This is a genomic window from Winogradskyella pelagia (assembly GCF_017581965.1).
Lineage (GTDB): Bacteria > Bacteroidota > Bacteroidia > Flavobacteriales > Flavobacteriaceae > Winogradskyella > Winogradskyella pelagia.
The window spans coordinates 17,138-40,308 of sequence record NZ_JAGEVF010000012.1 but is presented as its reverse complement, the minus strand read 5'-3'; the positions used below and the strand labels follow the sequence as shown (position 1 = coordinate 40,308).

The 23,171-nt window shown below is 35.2% G+C and carries 25 protein-coding genes; 13 read left to right on the top strand and 12 right to left on the bottom strand.

What is annotated here, in order from left to right:
- Positions 1 to 130 precede the first annotated feature (130 nt).
- The 6 genes from J4050_RS13585 to aroC form a co-directional block, all read right to left on the bottom strand.
- On the bottom strand, positions 131 to 1,291 hold the full coding sequence (locus tag J4050_RS13585) for a peptidase MATCAP family protein (RefSeq protein WP_208155138.1): 1,161 nt from the start codon (positions 1,289 to 1,291) through the stop codon (positions 131 to 133).
- On the bottom strand, positions 1,291 to 2,121 hold the full coding sequence (locus J4050_RS13580; protein WP_208155137.1) for an N-formylglutamate amidohydrolase: 831 nt from the start codon (positions 2,119 to 2,121) through the stop codon (positions 1,291 to 1,293). The genes J4050_RS13585 and J4050_RS13580 overlap by 1 nt, the downstream gene beginning before the upstream one ends.
- On the bottom strand, positions 2,121 to 2,456 hold the full coding sequence (locus tag J4050_RS13575) for a hypothetical protein (protein WP_208155136.1): 336 nt from the start codon (positions 2,454 to 2,456) through the stop codon (positions 2,121 to 2,123). Before J4050_RS13575 ends, J4050_RS13580 begins: the two co-directional genes overlap by 1 nt.
- Before the next feature lie 39 nt (positions 2,457 to 2,495).
- Positions 2,496 to 3,533 (bottom strand): glutathione synthase, encoded by a 1,038-nt coding sequence (gshB, locus tag J4050_RS13570; RefSeq protein ID WP_208155135.1) that lies wholly within the window; start codon positions 3,531 to 3,533, stop codon positions 2,496 to 2,498.
- Between the two features lie 62 nt (positions 3,534 to 3,595).
- Positions 3,596 to 4,918, bottom strand: a complete 1,323-nt coding sequence (locus J4050_RS13565) for a dicarboxylate/amino acid:cation symporter (RefSeq protein WP_208155134.1) — start codon at positions 4,916 to 4,918, stop codon at positions 3,596 to 3,598.
- 48 nt (positions 4,919 to 4,966) lie between these two features.
- Positions 4,967 to 6,037 carry a chorismate synthase gene (gene aroC, locus J4050_RS13560; RefSeq protein WP_208155133.1) on the bottom strand — a complete coding sequence of 357 codons (1,071 nt, stop codon included), beginning with the start codon at positions 6,035 to 6,037 and terminating at the stop codon, positions 4,967 to 4,969.
- A gap of 206 nt (positions 6,038 to 6,243) precedes the next feature.
- Here aroC and J4050_RS13555 point away from each other — a divergent pair, with 206 nt between their 5' ends.
- Positions 6,244 to 7,095: a metallophosphoesterase family protein gene (locus J4050_RS13555; protein WP_208155132.1), complete on the top strand. Its 852-nt coding sequence runs from the start codon at positions 6,244 to 6,246 to the stop codon at positions 7,093 to 7,095.
- On the opposite strand, the gene J4050_RS13550 is transcribed toward J4050_RS13555, so the two are convergent.
- Positions 7,096 to 10,023 (bottom strand): FAD-binding and (Fe-S)-binding domain-containing protein, encoded by a 2,928-nt coding sequence (locus J4050_RS13550; RefSeq protein WP_208155131.1) that lies wholly within the window; start codon positions 10,021 to 10,023, stop codon positions 7,096 to 7,098. It lies immediately after the preceding gene.
- Between the two features lie 104 nt (positions 10,024 to 10,127).
- Between J4050_RS13550 and J4050_RS13545 the strand changes: the two genes are divergently transcribed.
- From J4050_RS13545 to J4050_RS13500, 10 genes are all read left to right on the top strand, one after another.
- Positions 10,128 to 10,604, top strand: a complete 477-nt coding sequence (locus tag J4050_RS13545; protein ID WP_208155130.1) for a hypothetical protein — start codon at positions 10,128 to 10,130, stop codon at positions 10,602 to 10,604.
- A gap of 125 nt (positions 10,605 to 10,729) precedes the next feature.
- Complete coding sequence (gene gcvT, locus J4050_RS13540) at positions 10,730 to 11,815, top strand: glycine cleavage system aminomethyltransferase GcvT (RefSeq protein WP_208155129.1); 1,086 nt, start codon at positions 10,730 to 10,732, stop codon at positions 11,813 to 11,815.
- 27 nt (positions 11,816 to 11,842) lie between these two features.
- Positions 11,843 to 12,673, top strand: a complete 831-nt coding sequence (locus J4050_RS13535; RefSeq protein WP_208155128.1) for a sugar nucleotide-binding protein — start codon at positions 11,843 to 11,845, stop codon at positions 12,671 to 12,673.
- A gap of 54 nt (positions 12,674 to 12,727) precedes the next feature.
- Positions 12,728 to 13,015 (top strand): 4a-hydroxytetrahydrobiopterin dehydratase, encoded by a 288-nt coding sequence (locus J4050_RS13530; RefSeq protein ID WP_208155127.1) that lies wholly within the window; start codon positions 12,728 to 12,730, stop codon positions 13,013 to 13,015.
- A 98-nt stretch (positions 13,016 to 13,113) separates the two neighbouring features.
- Complete coding sequence (locus tag J4050_RS13525) at positions 13,114 to 13,860, top strand: YebC/PmpR family DNA-binding transcriptional regulator (protein WP_208155126.1); 747 nt, start codon at positions 13,114 to 13,116, stop codon at positions 13,858 to 13,860.
- Positions 13,861 to 13,961: 101 nt separating this feature from the next.
- A complete protein-coding gene (locus J4050_RS13520; RefSeq protein WP_208155125.1) occupies positions 13,962 to 14,537 on the top strand; it encodes a hypothetical protein in 576 nt (191 codons plus the stop codon).
- A 181-nt stretch (positions 14,538 to 14,718) separates the two neighbouring features.
- A complete protein-coding gene (locus J4050_RS13515) occupies positions 14,719 to 15,402 on the top strand; it encodes a hypothetical protein (protein ID WP_208155124.1) in 684 nt (227 codons plus the stop codon).
- A gap of 85 nt (positions 15,403 to 15,487) precedes the next feature.
- A complete protein-coding gene (locus tag J4050_RS13510) occupies positions 15,488 to 15,850 on the top strand; it encodes a VOC family protein (RefSeq protein ID WP_208155123.1) in 363 nt (120 codons plus the stop codon).
- Positions 15,851 to 15,864: 14 nt separating this feature from the next.
- The gene (locus tag J4050_RS13505; RefSeq protein ID WP_208155122.1) at positions 15,865 to 16,227 is read left to right on the top strand and encodes a DUF2200 domain-containing protein; all 363 of its coding nucleotides are present in this window, start codon (positions 15,865 to 15,867) and stop codon (positions 16,225 to 16,227) included.
- Between the two features lie 89 nt (positions 16,228 to 16,316).
- Positions 16,317 to 17,405 carry a heparan-alpha-glucosaminide N-acetyltransferase domain-containing protein gene (locus J4050_RS13500; protein WP_208155121.1) on the top strand — a complete coding sequence of 363 codons (1,089 nt, stop codon included), beginning with the start codon at positions 16,317 to 16,319 and terminating at the stop codon, positions 17,403 to 17,405.
- Here J4050_RS13500 and J4050_RS13495 read toward each other — a convergent pair.
- A complete protein-coding gene (locus J4050_RS13495; RefSeq protein WP_208155162.1) occupies positions 17,402 to 18,325 on the bottom strand; it encodes a LysR family transcriptional regulator in 924 nt (307 codons plus the stop codon). The genes J4050_RS13500 and J4050_RS13495 overlap by 4 nt on opposite strands.
- An 83-nt stretch (positions 18,326 to 18,408) precedes the next feature.
- Between J4050_RS13495 and J4050_RS13490 the strand changes: the two genes are divergently transcribed.
- Together J4050_RS13490 and J4050_RS13485 are read left to right on the top strand one after the other, a co-directional pair.
- On the top strand, positions 18,409 to 19,371 hold the full coding sequence (locus J4050_RS13490) for a sodium-dependent bicarbonate transport family permease (RefSeq protein ID WP_208155120.1): 963 nt from the start codon (positions 18,409 to 18,411) through the stop codon (positions 19,369 to 19,371).
- Positions 19,372 to 19,435: 64 nt separating this feature from the next.
- Positions 19,436 to 19,906: a nuclear transport factor 2 family protein gene (locus J4050_RS13485; protein ID WP_243878642.1), complete on the top strand. Its 471-nt coding sequence runs from the start codon at positions 19,436 to 19,438 to the stop codon at positions 19,904 to 19,906.
- A 105-nt stretch (positions 19,907 to 20,011) separates the two neighbouring features.
- Here J4050_RS13485 and J4050_RS13480 read toward each other — a convergent pair whose 3' ends face one another.
- The 4 genes from J4050_RS13480 to kdsB are packed head-to-tail and all read right to left on the bottom strand — an operon-like array spanning position 20,012 to position 23,143.
- The gene (locus tag J4050_RS13480) at positions 20,012 to 20,560 is read right to left on the bottom strand and encodes a 1-acyl-sn-glycerol-3-phosphate acyltransferase (protein ID WP_208155119.1); all 549 of its coding nucleotides are present in this window, start codon (positions 20,558 to 20,560) and stop codon (positions 20,012 to 20,014) included.
- A gap of 1 nt (position 20,561) precedes the next feature.
- Positions 20,562 to 21,644, bottom strand: coding sequence for an iron-containing alcohol dehydrogenase family protein (locus J4050_RS13475; RefSeq protein ID WP_243878641.1), 1,083 nt, complete (start codon positions 21,642 to 21,644; stop codon positions 20,562 to 20,564).
- 44 nt (positions 21,645 to 21,688) lie between these two features.
- Complete coding sequence (locus J4050_RS13470) at positions 21,689 to 22,393, bottom strand: HAD family hydrolase (protein ID WP_208155118.1); 705 nt, start codon at positions 22,391 to 22,393, stop codon at positions 21,689 to 21,691.
- A gap of 21 nt (positions 22,394 to 22,414) precedes the next feature.
- On the bottom strand, positions 22,415 to 23,143 hold the full coding sequence (gene kdsB, locus J4050_RS13465; protein WP_243878640.1) for a 3-deoxy-manno-octulosonate cytidylyltransferase: 729 nt from the start codon (positions 23,141 to 23,143) through the stop codon (positions 22,415 to 22,417).
- Positions 23,144 to 23,171 lie beyond the last annotated feature (28 nt).

The following is a 23,171-nucleotide window of genomic DNA, read 5'->3' as shown; positions in this document are numbered from 1 at the left end:
GTTAATTTGACCCTTATTTCTGTTAATAAGGAATGAGTGAGATTCTATTAAAAGATATGTCTAACCTTTTAGTAGTATCAGAAATTGGTAAATGAAAGACTAGCTTTGGGGTTTTCTAATTTGAATAAAACTATTTTAAGCTTCGTAGGATAAAATCAAGATTAGAATCTTTGTTATCATTAGATACGTATGCATCTGTAAAATATTTAGCATCTATTGCCAAACCAAATTTCTTGAGCTTTTTAATTGTGGGAATATATTCTTCACTAACCTTACCTGTAAGTAGTAATCCCAAATCTTTACCTTCTTTGGCATATTTATAGATATTACGTATACCTTTTAAATATAAATGGTCCTTAGTGAAACCCCCACCTCTATGAACTCGTAAGGTTATGGCAAATGCCTTGTCCCTATTTAGCTTATGCTGATTATGTAATAAATGGAAGGTGTCTGAAAAATCATAACCTTTATGCAAACTATCTACCGCAATTACCCTAAATGCCAATTCTTTTAAGCGTTCTATAGTTAAACAACCGCTCATAAACTCTGAGTAAACGGCCAATCCCTCTTGGGACTCTACATTATTTGGGAATCCATTTGAGAATATTTTTAAAGGCTGCTCAAGACCATTGAATGTCGTTACCATATGTACTCCAATTTCATGGTTGGTTAGTACCTTTAACTGGTTTAGGCTAAATTTATGGCTCTTTCGTAAAACAAGTGTCTGCGTATTGTTTAGGACCATTGCAGCTGCAGAAAGATTGTTTGAAATCCTAATATTGTATTTAAAGTCGTATCGCTTAGAGAACTCATCAAAATATTCGCGAGCTTCTTGCGCATTGTAAAGTGGCAACAGCTCTTCATTAAATTCAGAATCATCAAAACGAAGAATAAACTTGGCATTCTCTATTGAACGCTCCGTTGGTGTACCGAAACTTTTTAAACTATTGTAATAGAATTTACGTCCTTGCCCAATGGTTTCAATACATTCTATTAGACCAGAATACTCGTAGATGATATCCTCATATAATTGCCTTATTGCGTCGTCTTCAATGCGCTCGAGACGTTGGGAGAAAAACAAACGATGTAGTTTATAACCATTAAACCTAATTTTAGGATATTTAAATTGAGGCTCATAGTTATACTTGGACGAATAGAACTTCTTTTTCTCAGCCGCGATATTTTGTGGATTGATATAATTAAGTAATTCTATATTCTTTACCAACCGATTAATATTGGCATCTATTTCAAAAAGATCCTGAAATTCTTTAGTTGTTTTAATCTGTGCCATTAAGTCTTAAACGTATTGAAAAAAAGTTGAGCGTGCTTTGGAATTAATTCTTTAAGTTGGTCTTCTACTGCCTCCACAACCTCTGGAAAAATGATTTGGTTATACTCATCACAATACACTTTTGCTATTTCCGTTGCTAAAACAAGAGTATTGCTAAAATTATTGGTTATAAACCTCAGAAAATAGCCATTGCCGTAAAATGTATCATTGATTTTTGCAGTCTGTTTAATTGAATGCGGTAAATTTATAGCCTCTAAATCTTTACGCCAAATCTCAATAAGGCCTCCAAAGCGTTCATTATCTATGTTGGAAGTTCCTAAATTCCAAGTTGGTACTTCTCTATCCCAACGTTTCCAATTATAGCTATGCATATCATAAACAACACAAATACCAAACTTCTCCTCTAGTTTAGAAATTAAAGTCGATACAACTTTATAAAAATTGGCATGTTTTGTTAAGCTAAAAGACTTCTCAGATTCTGACAATGGTTCTCTCCATAGTTGTTTCCCCCAAGCGGTTTCAAAGACGGCTTCTTCAGGGAATCTATTTAAATCATATTCAAAGCGAGAATCTCTACCTGAAATCACAATAGGATGTGATTGAATCATATTCTTGGTTTCCGGATCTTCTTCATACCACCTATCGTATTCAGAATGCAAGCAGTTATCCCATAAGTCTTTCCTAAATTGATGACCATCATGTATGGCACCGCATACATAATGTACGTAACTATCTATTTTTATAGTAAACCCATAATCGTTGGATACCGCATGGAACGTTTCTTCCGATTGAATTTTTTCGCATATGGCATCAACTGAAAGTCTTTCCATTACATTGCTTTGAATAAGCGATTTAGACATTTAAGCATATTCCGTTCCTTGATATTAAATTCTCCATCTGAAAAAAACAAAGTTTTAATATCTGCCATTAGTAACTCAACATCATCCTTATCATAATTATGTTGCTTAAGGCTCGTTAATATTTTTTGTATACCTCGATAGTCATTATCGTTTTTAAACTCATCGTGTATTTCTTGAAACGTGTAAATATCTACTTTAGATAGAATAATATTACGCTCTTTATTGTTCTCTTTAAAATCAGAATTGGCAGCAAACAACAAAATGTAAGCTACCAGTTCATCGCGAGTCCATTCAACCGTTTTCATTTATACTTATTGGAAATTTAAATATTAGACAACTGTAAATTATGCTTCATCTACTGTTTTTCTGAGTCTTGTTCTTCTATCGAACGCCTGAAGCTTGTCCATCACCTTACTTTCAAGAAAATCTATTACCTTCTCCTCTACTTTGGTTTTGGACTTATACACCTTGTTGATATAGGTGATTCCGCCTGGGGACATAACATTAACTTCAACTAATTTACCACCGATAACATCGATACCCACAAAATAAAGTCCATCTTTAACTAATTTTGGTCCAATCTGTTTACACAAAGCCTTTTCTGCTTTTGTAAGCGTATGTTTTTGAACAGAACCACCTGCGGAAACGTTAGACCTGTGGTCGTCTGATCCCGGAACACGTTTCATGGCTCCAACAGGCTCACCATTTAGCAAAAGTATCCGAACATCTCCTTGCTCCGCACCTTCAATATAATCTTGAAGAATCACATAATTCGAAGATCCGTCTGAGTTGGTAACATAAAAATCTAGTAAAGAGGTAATATTACTCATTGCTGATTTCTCAATTAATATAACCCCAGATCCTCCAAAACCATTTAACGGTTTTAGTATCATTTTATCTGATTTGGATTCTTTAATCTGTTGAATCAGATATTTCTTATTCTTAGAGACATGGGTGTTTGGTATGATATTACTGTGTGCATCACCAAAAGCTGCCGTATATAATTTATTATTAGCCTCACGCATACCCTGTAAAGAATTAACAATAAATACATCGTCTTTAACCGAATCTAAGAAGTTAAGCATTAAAGGATCCAAAGGTGGGTTTGCCCTAAAAAAGATAGCATCGAAACCTGCTAAAGGCAGCATTTCTTCACGTAATTTTGCTTTATTATAGAATGACTTTAGTGTAGTTGGGACCTTGTCCATACGGCCAATAACCGTACAAAATGCATTAGTTACACTGTCTCGTATGGTTAAGTTAGCAGGAGTGCACATCGCAACACCATGGCCTCGTTTTACACATTCTTTAATTAGGGCTAAACTGGTATCGTTCTCCGGGTCTATCTTTTCCCAAGGATACATAATGAAACAAATATTCATTCCGTGTTATGTTTGGTTAGTTTTTATAGAGTTAAAGGTAATTATTTTTAATCCAAAATAAATTATTTTACGGCTTCGTAATTATCGTCCCATTGTTTTGGTTTGGGGTCGTGAAGTTTATCCAGCGATTTGGCCACAAGCATCGACACAGTGGCATCTCCAGTTACATTAACCACAGTTCTGCACATATCTAGTGGCCGATCAACAGCAAAAATAAGCGCTAAGCCAATAGGTAATAATTCTGAAGGAAAGTTTATGGATTCTAAGACAATAACCAACATTACCATTCCGGCACTTGGTACGGCGGCACTCCCTATAGAAGCCAATAAAGCTGTTAAAACAATAACCAGTTGATTGGTAAACGATAAACCTTCTGGCCATATCACTTGCATAATAAATACGGCAGCAATACCTTGATAAAGACTTGTCCCGTCCATATTTACCGTTGCCCCAACAGGCAATACAAAGCCAGAAACTTCTTTATCCACACCTATGTGTTCTTCTACACGTTCCATAGTAACAGGTAAAGTTGCCGCACTACTGCTTGTAGAAAATGCTAATAATTGCGCTGGACTAATTCGATTTAAAAACCATAAGGGCGATTTTTTGGTATAAGTTTTAATAAGTATGAGATAAAACCCAATCATCAGTGACAAACCAGCAACTACACAAAGCGCATATTGTAACAATTTTAATAAAATTTCGGTGTCATCGAAGGCGATAATCACATTGGCCATTAGAGCAAAAACAGCATATGGCGCAAATAGCATTATAAGGTCCACCATTTTCATAACAACTTCGTTGAGAGAATCAAAAATATTAATCATGGGTTTGGCTTTCTCCTCTGGAATGAGTAGCAGACAAATACCAACAAAGAGTGCAAAGAATATCACCTGAAGCATTTTGGTCTCGCCCATAGATTGAATAATATTACTCGGAAAAATATCTACCAATGGCTGCAATGGTCCTGCATCTTTAGTCGCTGTGGCTTTGGTTATTTTATCTACAACACCAGCATCATTTTCGTATTTTAATTTAATTTTTTCTATCGTTTCTATTGGCATTCCTGTACCAGGTTTAACCAAATTAACAATAGACAGGCCAATTATTATTGCAACGAGTGTTGTACCGATATAAATAGAAATAGTTCTAAGTCCCATATCCCTAATTTTGGAGATGTCCTTTAAATCTGAAATACCCTTTATTAGGGAAGCAAGAATCAGCGGTACCGCAATAAGTTTTAAGAGATTTATAAAAATGGTACCGAATGGCGCAATCCAATCCGTGACAAATTTTTGACCACTAACAGCATTCATAATGAAGCCAAAAATGATTCCAATCGTCATTCCAATTATAATTTTCCAGTGCAACGGGATTTTTTTCATATCATAAATATCCTTACAAATAGGACCTTTTTAATTAAAAGTTTTTGATTACCAATCCTTGGTTTCTTGGCGTCTTAATAATGTAAAATCTGCCATGACTAATGCCGCCATAGCTTCTACTATTGGCACTGCTCTTGGCACCACACAAGGATCGTGACGACCTTTACCTTGCATTTCGACCACCTCTCCAGAAGCATTAATGGTTTCTTGCTTTTGAAGCGTTGTAGCTACGGGTTTAAAAGCTACATTAAAATAAATATCCATACCATTAGAAATACCTCCTTGGACGCCACCAGACAAATTAGTTTGCGTACTTCCATCTTTATTAAACCTGTCATTATGATCACTTCCAAGCATTTGAGCCCCCTTAAAGCCACTGCCATATTCAAAACCTTTTACAGCATTAATGGACAACATGGCTTTTCCTAATTCAGCGTGAAGTTTATCAAAAACAGGTTCGCCCAGTCCTGGAGGTACATTTTGTATTACACAAGTTACAACACCACCAATGGTATCACCTTTTTTCTTCACTTCAGCGATACGTTCTATCATTGCTTTGGCCGCTGCTGAATCAGGACAACGCACAGGGTTAGATTCTATTAAATTGAAATCTAAATCTTCATATGATGTTTCTAGTTGTATTGCACCAACAGCAGATGTATAGGCATTTATCTTAATATGATTTAGCATTTGTTTTGCTATAGCACCTGCAACTACACGACAGGCCGTTTCTCTAGCAGAGCTTCTACCTCCTCCTCTATAATCCCTTACACCATACTTCTTATCGTAAGTATAGTCTGCATGACTTGGTCTGTAAACATCCTTGATATGAGAATAGTCCTTAGACTTTTGGTTTGTGTTATTTATAACAAAGCCTATTGGAGTTCCGGTAGTAATACCTTCAAATATTCCTGAAAAAAAATCTACTGAGTCTGGTTCTTTACGCTGGGTTACAATTTTTGATTGCCCAGGTTTGCGACGATTCATGTCATTTTTAATGGCGTCAAAGTCTAGTTTTATTCCGGCTGGACAACCATCTATAATTCCGCCTATTGCAGTACCGTGAGACTCACCAAAAGTGGTGAGCTTAAATAATTTTCCGAAGGAATTCCCTGCCATCCGCTAAATTTTTACGCTAAAGTAAATCTATTATCACAGAATCAAAAATTCAAATATCGGTTTTACGGAAAAGGCCTATTTATCATAAAAGTTAAAAAGCCCAAAACACATAACAATTAGATAACAATTTTCTCATGTAATATTAATTATGCGGTGATATTAAGTTAACTACTGTTGCGGTAATTTGCACTGTATAAGCTTAGCCCGTGAATCTCAAACGAAAAGTTGAAATAGCTGTTATCTCAGACGTGCATTTAGGTACTTATGGTTGCCATGCCAAACAGCTATTGACCTACCTTAACAGTATTGAACCCAAGAAATTAATTCTTAATGGAGACATCGTTGACATATGGCAATTTAAGAAACGATACTTTCCCAAATCACACTTAAGGGTTATTAAAAAGATTATGGATTTTGCTGCTGATGGTACTGAAGTTATCTATATCACCGGTAATCACGACGAAATGTTAAGAAAATTTGCCGATACCTCAATTGGCAACATCTCAATAGTAAATAAACTTGTCTTAGATCTCGACGGAAGAAAAGCTTGGTTTTTTCATGGTGATGTTTTCGATATATCCATTCAAAATGCGAAGTGGCTAGCAAAACTAGGCGGTTGGGGTTATGATCTATTAACATTGCTCAACCGTACAGTGAATTGGTGTTTGGAAAAATTAGGCAAAGAGAGATACTCTTTATCCAAACGAATTAAAAATAGTGTAAAAGGGGCCGTAAAATATATTAATAACTTCGAAAAAGTTGCTGCCGATTTAGCAATTGAAAATGGCTACGATTTTGTAATCTGTGGACACATCCACCAGCCAAAAATGTTATTTATGACTAATAAAATAGGAAAAACCACCTATCTGAATTCTGGTGATTGGGTTGAAAATTTTACTGCTCTTGAATATCAATTTAAACGTTGGAAATTATACAACTACAACAAAGATAAACTTACACCTTTTTTCGCCGATGAGGATTTGAAAGAGATGGATGTTAAGGATTTAATTGCCGCAATTACCATTGTTGACCAACCTAAAAAGAACAAGCACATATAATTAGTTCAAGGCTTCGTACAATATGGTTACGGGATGCTTAGCGATGCGCCCTGTTCCATCTTTTATCTGATGCCTACAGCTCGTGCCATTAGCAACGATTACAGTAGATTTATTTGATTTTCTTACTGCTGGAAACAACGTTTGTTCTCCTATGGCTATACTTACTTTATAATGCTCTTTTTCATACCCAAAACTTCCAGCCATACCACAACAACCACTAGGAATAATGGTGACCCTGTAATGTTTAGGCAAATTAAGAATATCAAAACTCGATTTTTGGTTAGCTAAAGCTTTTTGATGACAGTGACCATGGAATTTAATCACTTTCTCCTCCTGGGTAAATTGATTAGCCTTTATGTGCCCTAAACTAATTTCACTAGAAATGAATTCTTCGATTAAAAAAGTATTCGCAGCAATCTTCTTTGCAGCTTCTTTATTATCAGCCAACTTCAAATATTCATCTTTAAAGGTTAAAATAGCAGAGGGTTCAATTCCCAGCAAAGGTGTTTTTTCAGAGATAATGTCTTTAAATATTTCGACATTTATATTACAAACGTTTTTAGCTTGTTTTAATAAACCTTTTGATATCATTGCTCTTCCAGATTCCTTATGATTCAAAAGATTGACCTTGTAATTTAAACGTGTTAAAAGCTTTATGGCATCTAATCCGATTTGCGATTCTAAATGATTGGTAAATTCATCATTAAACAGATAGACTTCCTTAATAAAATTATTTTTATTTAATTGTTTTTCAATACGTTGGAAATTTTTATATAAACTTTTTGTTGACAACAACGGTAAGCTTCTTTCTTGTGCTATTCCATTAACACCTTTAATAATATTTTGTGTCAGTTTATTAGTGAAAATAAAATTGGATAGTTTTGGGATATAACTTAAAACCTTATTGATTCTGTTATTATATGCAAATAATTTTGTTCTTAAGGAAATACCGTTTGCTCGTTGATGTTGGTACTGAAATTCAGCCTTTAAAGCAGCCACATCAACGCTACTAGGGCACTCAACAGAGCATGCCTTGCAGCTAAGGCACAAATCAAAAACAGCTTTTAGCTCCTCATGGTCAAATCGATTTTGTTTTTCTGAGTGTGTTAAAAATTCTCGTAAGGCATTAGCCCTTGCTCTAGTCGTATCTTTTTCATTCCTAGTAGCTCTATAGCTAGGGCACATAGTTCCTCCAAATTGCGGTAACTTTCTACAGTCACCAGAACCATTGCACTTCTCAGCCTCTCTAAGAATGCCTAAGGATTCAGAGAAATCTAGCATTGTAGCGATATTAGGTTCGAGTCGCTCTGGCTTGTAACGCAGATTCTTATCCATAGGATAGGCGTTTACAATTTTTCCAGGATTAAAAATAGAATTAGGATCAAAAGCTGTTTTTATTTCTTTGAGTAGCTCATAGTTAGATGATCCAATTATCATTGGTATAAACTCTGCCCTAACGATGCCGTCACCGTGTTCTCCTGACATGGAGCCTTTGTATTTTTTAACCAGCTTAGCGACGTCTGTAGTGATTTTTCTAAATAAGACTACATCCTTTTTCTGTTTTAAATCTAGAATGGGCCTTAAGTGTAACTCACCTGCACCTGCGTGAGCGTAATACACCGCTTTTTGATTGTATTTGGCCATAAGCGCTGTGAATTCAGAAATAAAGGCTTCTAAATCTTCCAAAGCAACAGCTGTATCTTCAATGCACGCAACAGCTTTTTTATCACCAATCATGTTACCTAATAGCCCTAATCCAGCTTTTCTCAACTCAAGAGCCTTGGTAATATCAACTCCCCTTAACACTGGTTGCGCGTAACTTAAATCGGTTTTAGCAAAGGAGGTCAAAAAACGTTCAATCTTAATATTGAGAACTTCTACGCTGTCCGATTTCAACTCACACATTAAAATGGCTGCCGGGTTATCAACAATAAATTTTCGATTTTCTTGTTGAGTTTTATTGTACTTGGTAAGATTTAATATGGTGGCGTCCATCATCTCACATGTATACAAATCATGGCTCATTGCCGTTTTAACCGCTTTCAAACAACTTTCAACGCTTCTAAAATGCATGGCCACCATTGCACTTTGCCGAGGTGGTAAGCTATCTAGAGCTAACGTAATCTCTGTTGTAAAGGCTAAGGTTCCTTCGCTACCAGCCAAAAGTTGGCACATGTTAAATTTTTTACCAAAATTTTCTTTACTGAAGGGAATAGACTTAATCAATTCATCTACTGCATATCCTGTATTACGTCTGTGTATGGAATCTTTTGGGAAATTGGTTTTTATTTCCTCTTGGGTTGATTTTGGAGATAAAGCATCATAAAGAGATTTATAAATTCTGCCTTCTAAATTATTTAGCTCGGTTTTTTTGAAAAAATCAGCTTCATCCAAAGATTCAAAAGTAGCTTCAGAGCCGTCACTCAATAGCGTTTTAAGACAAATAACCTTATCTCTAGTTACGCCATACCTTATAGAAGTTGTTCCTGAAGAGTTATTACCAACCATACCACCTATCATACAACGGTTAGAAGTCGATGTGTTTGGTCCAAAGAAAAGCCCATAAGGCTGCAACACAGCATTGAGCTCGTCTCTTACTACTCCAGGCTGGACTGTAACAGTTTTACCTTCACGATCAATAGACAGAATTTTCGTGAAGTATTTAGACACATCTACTATAATACCCTCTCCTACGCATTGCCCGGCAAGAGATGTCCCAGCAGTTCTTGGAATTAAAGATGTATTATAGGTGATTGCATATTGGATAATTAGTTTAAGATCAGTTGCGTTTTTTGGAATGGCTACCGCCAATGGCAATTTTCTGTAAACAGAGGCGTCTGTGGCATAAAGCCTTCGCATTAAATCATCAAAATACAAATCGCCTTGAAGCTTTAACTTCAGGTCTTGAAGACTTTCTCTGCTGTTCATAAAATCATTGATAAATCTGTTTATAAAACTATGAAGAATTCCAATAATAAATGGATTATACCGTTATTTTTGATATCATTTTTTCAGTTTTAAAATATTATACAATGAACAAATTAATTTTAGCGTCCCTTGCACTTGTTTTTGGAATAGTTTCACTTTCTGCTCAAGAAATAGCCAATAATGCGGTTGGTCTTAGACTTGGAGACAGTGATGGTTTTGGGGCTGAGGTATCTTATCAAAGAGCACTTGGCAGCAATAACCGATTAGAGGTTGACTTAGGTTGGCGTAGTGGTAACGATTTTGATGGTTTTAAACTTGCCGGACTCTACCAATGGGTTTGGGTATTAGATGGTGATTTTAATTGGTATGCTGGTGGTGGCGGAGGCGTTGCATCGTATGATTTTGATAATCCTTTTGTCAATGACGAAACTTTTGTTTTTGCCGCTGGAAATATTGGTCTTGAGTATAGTTTTGATTTCCCACTATTATTGTCCCTCGATTTTAGACCGGAAATTGGTTTTGGCAGTATAAACAATGATTTAGATTTTGATATTGCCTTGGGTGTTAGATACCAATTCTAATTAAAACAGAAGCATAGAAAAACCACTTTTAGAGGTGGTTTTTTTATTCAGTTTTATCCGCATTTGTTTTGAATTAAAGCCACAAAAAATGCTTAATTTTGCACACTAATTCTAAAAATTTACTCATGAAGACAACTCCTTTAACTGAAACCCACATTGCGTTAGGAGCTAAAATGGTACCTTTTGCAGGGTACAATATGCCTGTACAATACGAGGGTGTAAACATTGAGCATGAAACTGTGAGGAGCTCCGTTGGTGTTTTTGACGTATCTCACATGGGTGAGTTTTTAATTGAGGGCTCTAATGCCCTACAACTTGTGCAGAAAGTTACAAGTAATGATGCCTCTAAATTAAGTATCGGTAAAGCACAATATAGTTGCATTCCAAACGATAGCGGTGGCATTGTAGACGATTTAATCGTGTATCGTATTAAGGAAGAGACTTTTCTCCTTGTGGTTAATGCTGCTAATATTGAAAAAGACTGGGATTTTATATCTTCTAAAAATGATGTTGGTGCAGAAATGCGCAACCTTAGCGACGATTACGCCCTTCTAGCAATACAAGGCCCAAAAGCAGTTGAAGCCATGCAAACCTTATCAACTCAAGATTTGTTTCAAATCGGTTTCTATAATTTTATTATAGGCGACTTTGCAGGTGTTGAACATGTTATTATCTCTGCAACTGGATATACTGGCAGTGGAGGATTTGAAATCTATTGCAAAAATTCTGAAGTCAAACAAATTTGGGATAAAGTCATGGAAGCCGGAAAGCCATATGGCATTAAGCCTATAGGTTTAGCTGCCAGAGACACCTTGCGTTTAGAAATGGGCTACAGTTTATATGGAAATGATATAGATGATACGACATCACCTTTTGAAGCAGGTCTAGGTTGGATTGTGAAGTTTACTAAATCCTTTACTAACTCAGACAACTTATCGGAGCAGAAAAAAAATATTTTAAAACGAAAGTTAGTCGCTTTTGAAATAAATGACAAAGGGATTCCAAGACGCGGTTATGATATCGTAGATGCTAATGGAAAGGCCATTGGCAAAGTAACCTCAGGGACGATGTCACCATCACTTAAAAAAGGAATTGGGCTAGGTTACGTATCTCCAGAATATTCCGAGTTTGGGAGCCAAATTTTTATTAAAGTGCGTAAAAATGATATTCCTGCAACTGTTGTAAAACTACCATTTTACAAGGCAAAATAAGTTTATTTGCTGGCTGCTGTGTGATTAATGAAGAAGGTGAGAAAAAAATACACTATACTTATTCTAGGTGCTAGTGGTTACTTAGGGCAAGCCTTATACAAAGAGTTAGGGCCGTATTTTAGAACCTATGGAACCTACAGAACATCGACACGCGAATTTGAACGAAACCACCAGTTCTTTCAATATTCCGTAGAAGAAGACGATATCTACGAAATTCTAGAAGCTTGCAGCCCAGATATTGTAATTTCTGCATTAAGAGGAAATTTTAATGGTCAGACAATAGCTCATCAGCATCTCACCGAGTATGCCAAAGAAAACGCTACTAAAATTCTGTTCTTGTCGTCAGCCAATGCCTTTGACGCCTACAGCAAATACCCAAGTTATGAGCTAGACAAAACATTGAGTAACAGCATCTATGGTCATTTTAAGATAAAAATTGAAAATATGCTTTTACGGCTTCCAAAGAAACAAGTCGCCATATTAAGGTTACCTATGGTCTTTGGGGCAAACTCTCCACGGGTAAAAGAAATTAAAAGTCAAATCAAAGAAAAACAACCTGTTGAAATATTTCCTAACCTTATTATGAACGTAACTTTAGACAAGAAGGTTACGCAGCAGGTGCACTACATTGTTAATAGAAACAAATATGGCATTTATCATCTAGGAAGTACAGATCTAGTTCACCATGACGAATTTATAAAGGATATCATAACTTCTTTGACCAATAAAAATACACCTTTAAAATTGGTATACACTACCAATGAAGACCGTTATCTTGCGGTTTTACCTAAATATAACAGACTCCCTAAACACCTTCAAATTACAAGTCAGTCGGTTATAGAAGAACTTAGTAAATAGGCTTGTAATTTGACCTTAATTTTCCTACTTTCGAAAGTAACTAAAATATGTACTATGAAATTAGATAAAGCTACTATAGAAAAAAAACTGCTCCACTTTCCTGATTGGGATTATTTTGACAATGCCATTCATGCCGAATTTGAATTTGAAAATTTCAAAGACTGCTTCAGTGCTATGAGCCGCATTGCTTTTGAGTGCGAAGGTCTAAACCATCACCCAGATTGGAGCAACGTTTATAATGTATTGCGTATTTCTTTATCTACACATGATGCAGGAGGTGTTACCCAAAAAGATTTTGATTTAGCCGAGGCTATTGAAGCTATTGTAGAGGTTGAGGATTAATCCTAGACATTATTTTAAACCCAAAGGTAAACCGATAGTCCACTCAGGCAAAACCCTTATATTTGAATAAGAAAATAACATAAATACTATTACTCATTATGGGAAGAGCTTTTGAATTTAGAAAAGCAAGAAAAATGAAACGTTGGGCAGCGATGAGCAAGGCCTTTACCAGAATTGGAAAAGACATTGTTATGGCTGTCAAAGAGGGTGGACCGGATCCCGATAGCAATTCGCGACTACGTGCCGTAATACAAAACGCTAAATCCGTTAATATGCCCAAAGACAATATTGAGCGGGCAATTAAACGTGCAAGTGATAAAAACCAAGGCGATTATAAAGAAGTAGTTTTTGAGGGTTATGCACCACACGGAATAGCCATTTTAGTTGAAACTGCTACGGATAACAATACCCGCACTGTAGCCAATATCAGGAGCTATTTTAATAAATGTGATGGAAGTCTTGGTACTTCAGGCTCTGTAGTGTTTATGTTTGATCACACATGCAATTTTAAAATTAAAGGTGATGATTTGGATTTAGAAGAATTAGAACTAGAACTCATAGATTTTGGGGTCGAAGAAATTTTTGAAGATACCGATGAGGACGAGGATGGCAAAGAGATTACCAGTGTTATGATATATGCCCCTTTTGAAAGTTTTGGTAGTATCCAGTCCTATCTAGAGGAAAACAGTATCGAAATCTTATCCTCTGGATTTGAGCGTATTCCACAAGTGACCAAAACGTTAACTGCGGAGCAAATTGAAGACGTTGAAAAACTATTAGAAAAGATTGAAGAGGATGACGACGTGCAAAACGTTTACCATACCATGGAAGAAACCTCAGTTTAGCTATAAACTTTCAATTTTACCTAATGCTTAAAATCTGTTGCCTTTTTTCCTCAAAGGCTTTCTGATAGGTTAACCAAAATAAACAGCAACCCAAATAAACCGTGAACAAACTCCAGATTTTACTCATAATTTTTCTAATCTCAAATCTAGCTGGAGCTCAATTTATAAAAGAAAGATCAATAAATGCTCAAATTGGTTATGGACTAAGCGCCCCATACAATAGCGTAGATGAAATTTTTTCAGATGGTTTATTTGCACAAAGCGAACTAGTTCTCAAAGTCGCTTCTTGGATTGAGCTAAGACCCTATGCAGGAATCGTTTTAACAAATTCTAATGGAAAGGATATCAATGACAACCCAACAAATGAAAGTGTAGAAACCAAAGCTTTTTTACTTGGTGGAAAAGCGAGATTGCGCGCACCGATTCCCTGGGTAGCGCCATATATTGAAATTGGTCTAGGGACTTCAATCGGGAAATTTGAAACCATTACAGCATTCGATATTATTAATAGCAGTGGATTTGTTTATCACATCCCTTTTTCAATAGGACTGGAATTAGGAAAAAATAATAGTGTTGATTTAGGATTTGCCTATTACTTTCAGCCATCTGTCAAACAATTTACAGGAGCATTTGCCCTTGGAATTACGTTTCCTTTGTGTGCAAAAGTTAAGACATAAGGCTATAATTCTCTACAAATCAATTAGTTTTCGAATTATAATCCTCTCTAGTATCAGTGTAATTTGTTATATTTAGGCTTCAACAGAAAATTCAAATTAATTTTCTACAACGAGGCAATACAAAAGAATCTTGTCCTTCACACTAATCAATAACTTAATCATTATAAAATTATATCTAAAAATGAAACAACTATTAATTGTATTAACGCTTTTTGGTGTTTTAATGTCCTGCAATTCATCAGACAAAAAACAACCTAAAACAGAGGAGCCAAATACAAAGACCATTGAAACAAATAGCACATCGGAAAATAACCAAAAAGAATTGGTTGCCATTAATACTGATGAAGCTTTAATCGCTACAGCGTTAATGGCCGCACCAAAAGAAAGCCGCGATAAATGTAAAGTTATTGGCTATAATATGGCAGGTGAATTTATTACGCTTCGCGAAGGCAACAACGAATTCATTGTACTTGCAGATGACCCTAAGAAACCTGGATTTAATGCTGCCTGCTACCACAAAGATTTAGAACCTTTTATGGCAAGAGGAAGAGAATTAAGAGCCCAAGGTAAGAGCGCAATGGAAATCTTTAATATCAGAGAGGAAGAAGCCAAGTCTGGTAAATTAGACATGGGAAAACCTGGCTCTACACTTCATATTTACTATGGTAAAAATGAAACGTATAATCCCAAAACCTCTATGGTAGAAGGAGCAAAATACCGCTATGTGGTCTACTTGCCTTTTGCTACGGCTGAATCTACTGGACTTCCAGAAAAACCAATAAGCGCAAATCATCCCTGGATTATGAACCCCGGAACACACAGAGCTCATATAATGATTTCACCATTACCTGAAGATAATAACTAAAAAAATAAGCAAACCCATGTATTCAACTAGCTTTGAAGATGGAAATTAGTGTTACAAGCAACTAGTCAAACGAAGCACCTAACTAATGACCACTAAATTCGTAGAAATATCACCTGTACTTCCAAGCTTAAATATTCAAAGAGATATATCCTGGTACAATAAATATGTTGGCTTTGATAAATTACACAGTGATGATATGTACGCCGTGTTGCGAAGAGATAATCTATGTATTCATTTGCAATGGCACGCTGGTTCTAAAGAAGATCCATTATTAGGAGGGTCGGTTATTAAAATTTTTGTACAAAACCTCATGCCAATTTTTAATGAACTCATTGAAAGAGGTACCATAAAAGAAGATAGACTCAGACTGCATACACAATGGAATACCAATGAAATTGGATTCCATGATTTAAATAATAATGCTATTTTTTTCGTTGAGGACATCTAAAAGATTTAACTATTATGAAAGTAACTGAAGAACATAACCAGCGTATCGCAAATATGATTTTCGCGTCTGTATATCCACATTATATTGCAAAAATTGAAAAGAAAGGACGCACAAAAGAAGAATTACATTCAGTTATAGAATGGCTAACGGGATTTGACGATTCTACCATTTTAAAATTAGTTGAAGACAGAGTTACCTTTAAAACTTTTTTTGAAAAAGCAACCATAAACCAAAATGCTAAACTTATAAAGGGTGTCATCTGTGGTTATCGCATTGAAGACATCGACAATCCACTCACCCAAAAGACTAGGTACTTAGATAAATTGGTTGACGAATTGGCTAAAGGAAGAAAGATGGAAAAAATTCTTAGGCAGTAATATGCATCAAGCAGATATATTTTAATTTTTCACATCAGTCTTTTCCATTAAGTAACAAATATTACATTTGTAGCCTAGCTAGCTAATCTGTGAAGACACAACGTCTCTATTTTATTGACGCCGTAAGAGCCTTTGCCATCCTTATGATGTTACAAGGACATTTCATAGATTCCCTTTTAAATCCTATTTACAGAGATTCTAATAATATTGTATATAGTACTTGGGAGTATTTTAGAGGAATAACAGCTCCTACTTTTTTTACTATATCTGGATTAATATTTTCTTATCTATTAATCAAAGCAAAACACAAAGGAACCTCAGCCTTAAGAATACGAAAAGGATTTATTAGAGGCCTGATGCTCATAGGGATCGGATATGCGCTCAGAATTCCAATTTTCGAATGGTTTCTAGGGGAATTCAGAACCTATTTTATGGTTGTGGATGTCTTACAATGTATCGGCTTATCATTAATCCTTGTAATTCTCATTTACCTTATAACTATGAGAAAAACACTTGTTTTCTCAATTTTAATGCTAGTCTTAGGGATAATTGTTTTTACAACCGAACCGCTTTACAGGTCGTTAGAATTAACTAATGCGCCACTATTCTTTTCTAATTATCTCAGCAAGAGCAATGGATCAATCTTCACCATAATTCCTTGGTTTGGATATATTTGTTTTGGGGCATTTATAGCAACCTTATTTTATCGTTACTTAGAGCATCATCGTTTTAAACATATAACAATAGTATCCTTTATTTTAGTTGGCCTTATATTGATACATTGGTCTTCCTACATTTTTATGTGGTTATATGGCAAGACAGATGTGGTACTTTTTTATGATGTTGCCTATTACAATTACCTCTACACACGCCTTGGCAATGTTCTTATATTGTTTGCGGTTTTTTATTGGTTTGAAACTTTAGTAAAACAACCTCTAATTCTTAAGATAGGACAAAAAACACTTTCTATATATGTTATTCACTTTATCATAATTTATGGGAGTTTTACAGGCTATGGTCTTTATCAACTTATTGGAAAATCATTAGAGCCTACTCAGGCCATTTTTGGCGCTTTGGTTTTTTTAACCACGGTATGCTTTATCTCATTCTATTATGTGAGAAATAATGCTTTTGTTTATTCAATTATAAGGAAGTTAGTGGCGAAACTCAGGAGCTAATAAGACTCATGCCATTCAAAATTTTTTGCTGTAATTCTATCTTTTTCCGAAGAAATAAAATCTAGATACGCCTCAGCTGTTGGTGAAAGCTTTTTGTTTTTTAACCAAATTAAATTCCAATTTGTAATCAATGGCAGCCCTTTGAAAGGAATAATTTTAAGATCGCCATTTTTTAGTTCATTTTTTAAACCGATAAGTGGCATTATAGTTACTCCCAAACCAGCAATAACAGCTTGCTTTAAAGCTTCATTAGAGGTGAGTTCCATTTTTTTTCTCGTTGGCAAGTCCTTGCTTGCAATAAAATCCTCCATAGCGTTTCGAGTTGCAGATCCTTCTTCGCGATAGAGCAACGGATATTGTTCAAATATCTCGTCATTACTTGCCGATATAGATATGTTAGTATCGCCATTACCTATTAAAAACAACTTGTTTTCCATAAGTTCTAAACAGTTTAATTTTAACTGTTCTGGTACTACAGAGACCAAAGAAAAATCCACCTTGTTTTCAGACAAACTTTTAATAACGCTCTCCTTGTTTGTCACATCCATGACTAAATCTACGCCTTTGTTGTCCTTCATAAAGTCTGACAAAAAATATGGCATCACGTACTTGCCCGTTGACACAACAGAAATTTTTAATCGGCCGGCAACCTCACCTTTAAAGGCTAATGATTTATAGTTAATCATTTCAACTTCATTGAGGATTTTCTCGGCAGCTTCAGCTATTTCTTTACCAAATTCGGTAACATACAGTTGTCTGCCAATAACTTCGGTCAGAGGTATAGAAAATTGATTCTGAAATTTTTTGAGTTGAATGGATACTGCTGGCTGACTAAGGAATAAAGCCTTAGATGCTTTTGTAATACTTTTTAATTCTGTTATCTTTAAAAATATTTGCAGTTGATGCAAGGTATAGTTCATAACAAATTGTAATGGGAAGCATTTATAATATTTATAAAAATAAATAAAAAAATGTTTCATTTTTGCACATTTAAACGAAAGAAATGGATTTACATTTATTAGTAGACAACCTTACTAATCCGGCTTTATTATTTTTCTTTCTCGGTATTCTTGCAGTACAACTAAAAAGTGATTTGGAGATCCCTTCAAATTCATCTAAGTTCATTTCACTCTATCTTTTACTTTCTATTGGCTTTAAAGGTGGCCAAGAATTGGCTCACAGTGATTTAAACATGGAGATTTTGTACTCACTACTATTTGGTATTCTATTAGCGTTATTAGTACCTGTTTACACTTATTTTATTCTAAGACGTAAATTTACTGTTGCCAATTCGGGAGCTATTGCTGCTTCTTACGGATCGGTGAGTGCAGTTACATTTATTACTGCAATATCATTTTTAGATATAGAAAATATCACTTTTGGTGGTCACATGGTGGCTGTCATGGCATTGATGGAAGCACCTTCCATAATTATTGGTGTTTTACTTATCTCCATTTTTGACAAAGATAATCCCGAAAAAATTAATATTGGTAAAATCATTCAGCATGCCCTTACAAATGGAAGTGTGCTCCTTATTTTAGGTAGTCTTGTTGTTGGATTTTTGGCAAGTGACGCCCAAGCTGAAGGAATTAAACCATTTACCACAGATATTTTTAAAGGCTTTTTAGCCGTATTCTTGTTAGATATGGGTATAACAAGTGGTAAAAAATTATCGTCATTTTTAAAGCATGGCTGGTTCGCATTAATTTTTGCCATTGTAATACCTATTATTAATGGAGTTACCGTAGCATTTATCAGCGGTAGTTTTACCGAAAGTATTGGAAATAGATTGTTGTTTGCCATTTTAGCGGCAAGTGCTTCATATATTGCTGTGCCGGCTGCCATGCGCCTTGCAGCACCAAAAGCCAACCCTAGTTTATACTTACCTATGGCTTTAGCCATAACCTTCCCTTTTAATATTACTTTAGGTATGCCTTTATATCTAGGTATAATCCAAGGATTTTAGTTTTTAACACCTCAATAAGAGTAAATTATTGCTAAATTTAAAGAGTAATACAAAACTTAAATTTTTGGAAGTATTAATTGAAAAATTCTATAGTGGATTTGCTAGGTTAGATGCTGATACTATGATATCTTGTTATCATCCCAATATTACTTTTGAAGACCCTGCTTTTGGCGTACTAATTGGAGAAAATGCTAAATCCATGTGGCAAATGCTCTGTGATTCGCAAAAAGGAAAAAACTTTAGAATTACATATTCTAATATAAAAGCTAATCTTAATGATGGAGAAGCTCAATGGGAAGCCCATTATACATTTAGTAAAACCCACCGTAAGGTGCATAATAAAATCAACGCCCAATTTAAGTTCAAAGATGGCTTAATTATTAATCATCAAGACAATTTTAATCTACATACTTGGGCTAAGCAAGCCTTAGGATTTAAAGGACTTCTTATAGGCTCTACAGGGTTTTTTAAAAAACAGCTTCAAATGCAAACCAATAAAGCTCTCAGAAATTATATCAATAAAAAAGCGCATTAACTCATTAATGCGCTTTTATTTATCAATGTTTCTTTTTAGGGACTTAAGAGTTTACTTTATGTTTCATTGCATTATGCAAAGTGCAAATCTCATGCCAAATTTTGTTTAACTGTAAGCTTTTACTTTACCCTCAACTCCATTAAAAAATTCCCGAATAGTAATAAAATCAGCTTCGCTATCGTCCGTTGGATAAAAAGGTTCGGATACTTTGTTTTGTTTATTACCAAAATCAAGGGTAAACATTATAATAGGAACACTTGCAGCTTTAGCTATATAATAAAAGCCTGTCCTCCATTGTTCTACCTTTTTTCTGGTACCTTCTGGAGCTAATGTTAGCCTAAACTCCTCCTCACCTTCAAAAAGCTTAGCAATTTGTTCTACCTTATTTTCTTTTGTTGTTCGGTTAACAGGGCGCCCTCCAATAGCTCTGAAATATAAACCAAACGGCCATCTGAACAACTCTTTTTTACCAATAAAGTTAGTTTTAACTCCTGTTATTTTTCGTAAGAGTAAACCAATATAGAAATCATGCCAACTGGTATGCGGAGCAGCAATAATAACAGCTTTTTTGATGCTGTCTTTTGAGAAATTTTTATTACCTGAAATTTTCCAACCCAATACTTTAAAATAAATGAACCTGGCCAACCAACCCATATTACATTTTTTTGTATAGGTCCGTTAGTTTTTCCCTAGTAATTTCTGTTTGCCAATGTTTACCAATTGCATTCTCCCATAAGGGCTCAAGACTTAAGGCAACATCAATCATCTTATCAAACTCTTGCTGGGACAGATTTGCGCAAATGCCTTGCGGCAGCTCTATATTGTGCTTTTGTTTCATCTCCTTAAATAGGGCTACACCTTTTGGATAATACTCCTCTAAATGGTCAAATACAATACAGTTACCTATGCCATGTTTAACACCCAAGAGATAACCTAACCCATAGCTCATCGCATGTGCCACTCCTACTTGTGAATAGGCAATACTCATACCTCCATGCCAAGATGCCATCATTAATTTATCTTGTGCCTCCTCTTTGGTTAAGTTATCCTCCAAGAAAATCTCTTTGCATAGAGATAAAGCTTTTTCACCATAACTTTGGCTAAAAGCATTTAGATAAGTACCGTTAAGGGACTCAATACAATGCACATAGCAATCCATTCCTGTATAAAACCATTGATTTTTTGGAACACCTTTTGTTAATTCTGGGTCTAGAACAACCTGATCAAATGGTGTATAATCACTATTAATACCTAGCTTTCGTTCTGGTCCTGTAAGTATAGTAGTTCTAGAAACTTCTGCTCCGGTCCCTGAAATAGTCGGAATTCCAACATGATAAATACCAGGATGTTTAATTTTATCCCATCCCTGATAGTCTTTAGATTCTCCCTTATTTGTAAGCATTAACGAAACAGCCTTTGCAATATCCATTACTATGCCTCCGCCAACTCCTATAATCCCAGATGGTAGTTCGCTAAACTCAAGAATAATATCCTCCACATATTTGTCTATCTGTGAGGTTTTAGGCTCCTCCTTTGTTGGAACATAAATAATTTTGTCTTTATAAGATAGACGAATCCTGGAAGTCAACCAATGATTTCCTTTAAAAACATCATCAACATAATAAATAAAAGGTGCATTTCTTCCCTTTCGGTTTGGGGCAAGTATATCTTCTAATTGATTAAAACTACCTCGCCCAAAAACCACTTTGGACACCATTGGATGGTTCTTATATATCATGTATTCAATTTCTTTGTCAAAAATAAAATTTAGTTATGGTTCCGTTAAGGGAAAAAGTTTAAAATTTGAGTTAAACTTCCAACCGTTTTATAATTAAACCCATTTGTATCTTCTTCACTAACTTTTTCGTGTTGCCAGGTTGTATGAAATGGAACATGAATTGCTTTTGCACCAATATTGACTAATGGTAATATATCGGACTTTAAACTATTACCAACCATTAAAAACTCCTGAGGCTTTATATCCAAATGTTTTAACAGTTTCTTGTAGTTGCTCTCTTGTTTTTCACTTAACACCTCAATATGATGAAAATAATCAATTAGACCAGACTTCTCTAACTTTCGCTCTTGGTCTAACAAATCTCCTTTAGTCGCCAAAATTAATCTATAATTCGTTGATAATTTTCTCAATACTTCGTCAACACCTTCAAGAAGTTCAATAGGTTTATTGATCATGTCCTTACCTATATTAACAATTTCTCCAATAATAGTGTTAGATACCTTTCCGTTAGATAAATCTAAGGCTAATTCTATCATTGAAAGCACAAATCCCTTTACACCATAGCCATATGTTGGTAAATTTTGAATTTCTATCCTAAAAAGCTCTTGATCTATTTTATTTGGAGTTTCGTAGTGGGACAGTAAATGTCCTACCTTCTCCTCTGCTTCCCTGAAATATGTTTCATTAACCCATAGGGTATCATCTGCATCAAAACCAATTACTTTTATGTTCTCGTAGTCCCGAACCATGGCGTTATCTTTTTTTATCTATTACCTCCACAAACGCTTAGCTTTTTCTAAATCCTCTGGAGTATCAATTTCTACACCTTGAATAGCGGTTTCTACCATTTTTATTTTTTTTCCATATTCTAGAAAACGAATACATTCAATCTTTTCTGTAGCTTCTATGGTACGCATAGGCAACACAGTGAAATCTAACAGAGCCTGTTTTCTGAAGGCATAAACACCTTTATGCTTAAAATATCTAATCCCTGTCTCCTTATCCCTAGGAAACGGAATTGGACTTCGGGAAAAGTACAATGCGAAACTGTTTTGGTCAGTAATAACCTTTACGGTGTTTGGATTATTTATTTCTTCCCAGTCATCTATTTCTACCATAAGAGACGCCAAATCAATTTCTTGTTTGCTGTCATTAGTAAAGACTTGTAGCAATTTAGAAAGGCTTTCTTTTTCAGTAAAAGGTTCATCACCCTGAACATTAATTACTATATCACAATCTATATCAGCTACAGCTTCGGCAATTCGGTCACTGCCCGATTGATGCTCGTGTTTACTCATTATAGCTTTTCCACCATGATTGGTTATTTCATCAAAAATAATACTGCTATCCGTGACCACATATACTTCACTGAACAATCCTGTTTCAACTGTTGCCTCATAAGTGCGTAATATCACGGACTTACCAGCTAGGTTTTGCATTAATTTGCCAGGAAAACGGGATGCCGCATACCGCGCAGGAATCATGGAAATAACTTTCATAAATCAGAATTCATATGTGCTAAAATTA

What these genes read in the sequence shown, in the direction of transcription:
- J4050_RS13475 (WP_243878641.1), bottom strand. Translation starts at nt 21,644, where the DNA reads ATGATATATAAGAACCATCCAATGGTGTCCAAAGTGGTTTTTGGGCGA.
- kdsB (WP_243878640.1), bottom strand. Translation starts at nt 23,143, where the DNA reads ATGAAAGTTATTTCCATGATTCCTGCGCGGTATGCGGCATCCCGTTTT.
- J4050_RS13525 (WP_208155126.1), top strand. Translation starts at nt 13,114, where the DNA reads ATGGGAAGAGCTTTTGAATTTAGAAAAGCAAGAAAAATGAAACGTTGG.
- J4050_RS13510 (WP_208155123.1), top strand. Translation starts at nt 15,488, where the DNA reads ATGACCACTAAATTCGTAGAAATATCACCTGTACTTCCAAGCTTAAAT.
- J4050_RS13530 (WP_208155127.1), top strand. Translation starts at nt 12,728, where the DNA reads ATGAAATTAGATAAAGCTACTATAGAAAAAAAACTGCTCCACTTTCCT.
- aroC (WP_208155133.1), bottom strand. Translation starts at nt 6,037, where the DNA reads ATGGCAGGGAATTCCTTCGGAAAATTATTTAAGCTCACCACTTTTGGT.
- J4050_RS13535 (WP_208155128.1), top strand. Translation starts at nt 11,843, where the DNA reads ATGAAGAAGGTGAGAAAAAAATACACTATACTTATTCTAGGTGCTAGT.
- J4050_RS13470 (WP_208155118.1), bottom strand. Translation starts at nt 22,393, where the DNA reads ATGGTTCGGGACTACGAGAACATAAAAGTAATTGGTTTTGATGCAGAT.
- gshB (WP_208155135.1), bottom strand. Translation starts at nt 3,533, where the DNA reads ATGAATATTTGTTTCATTATGTATCCTTGGGAAAAGATAGACCCGGAG.
- J4050_RS13490 (WP_208155120.1), top strand. Translation starts at nt 18,409, where the DNA reads ATGGATTTACATTTATTAGTAGACAACCTTACTAATCCGGCTTTATTA.
- J4050_RS13565 (WP_208155134.1), bottom strand. Translation starts at nt 4,918, where the DNA reads ATGAAAAAAATCCCGTTGCACTGGAAAATTATAATTGGAATGACGATT.
- J4050_RS13545 (WP_208155130.1), top strand. Translation starts at nt 10,128, where the DNA reads ATGAACAAATTAATTTTAGCGTCCCTTGCACTTGTTTTTGGAATAGTT.
- gcvT (WP_208155129.1), top strand. Translation starts at nt 10,730, where the DNA reads ATGAAGACAACTCCTTTAACTGAAACCCACATTGCGTTAGGAGCTAAA.
- J4050_RS13505 (WP_208155122.1), top strand. Translation starts at nt 15,865, where the DNA reads ATGAAAGTAACTGAAGAACATAACCAGCGTATCGCAAATATGATTTTC.
- J4050_RS13480 (WP_208155119.1), bottom strand. Translation starts at nt 20,560, where the DNA reads ATGGGTTGGTTGGCCAGGTTCATTTATTTTAAAGTATTGGGTTGGAAA.
- J4050_RS13585 (WP_208155138.1), bottom strand. Translation starts at nt 1,291, where the DNA reads ATGGCACAGATTAAAACAACTAAAGAATTTCAGGATCTTTTTGAAATA.
- J4050_RS13580 (WP_208155137.1), bottom strand. Translation starts at nt 2,121, where the DNA reads ATGGAAAGACTTTCAGTTGATGCCATATGCGAAAAAATTCAATCGGAA.
- J4050_RS13495 (WP_208155162.1), bottom strand. Translation starts at nt 18,325, where the DNA reads ATGAACTATACCTTGCATCAACTGCAAATATTTTTAAAGATAACAGAA.
- J4050_RS13515 (WP_208155124.1), top strand. Translation starts at nt 14,719, where the DNA reads ATGAAACAACTATTAATTGTATTAACGCTTTTTGGTGTTTTAATGTCC.
- J4050_RS13550 (WP_208155131.1), bottom strand. Translation starts at nt 10,023, where the DNA reads ATGAACAGCAGAGAAAGTCTTCAAGACCTGAAGTTAAAGCTTCAAGGC.
- J4050_RS13575 (WP_208155136.1), bottom strand. Translation starts at nt 2,456, where the DNA reads ATGAAAACGGTTGAATGGACTCGCGATGAACTGGTAGCTTACATTTTG.